The 280-nt window shown below is 53.9% G+C and carries 1 protein-coding gene; it reads left to right on the plus strand.

Annotated elements, in window-relative coordinates; translation table 11 throughout:
• Positions 1-206 (plus strand): hypothetical protein (locus tag AF337_RS44485; protein ID WP_210168069.1); only part of this gene is annotated, 206 nt, incomplete at its 5' end.
• Positions 207-280: the final 74 nt, after the last annotated feature.

The raw sequence follows: 280 nt of genomic DNA on the forward strand, positions 1-280 counted from the left end.
GTGCACTGGACGCAGGCAGGCTTGCTGTAGACGGTAATGGTCATGATATTCCTCGTGACGATGCGATTGGGCGCAGGACATCGATCGGAAATCTGTCGATATCCGTCGAAAAATTCTCTGATGATTTTGAGCTGTGCGGCTGTTTAGCCGCTGGGCGTACTCCGCCCTCTACCTCTAGTGGGTGGCGGCCTGAACTGAAATTCTGACATAACTTCACCCCGAAGTGGCTCATGCGGAGGTTCGGGCCTGCGAAACGCTGTCTCTTATACACATCTGACGC

Origin of the sequence: Rhizobium ecuadorense (assembly GCF_001187535.1) — a bacterium.
GTDB classification, from domain to species: Bacteria; Pseudomonadota; Alphaproteobacteria; order Rhizobiales; family Rhizobiaceae; genus Rhizobium; species Rhizobium ecuadorense.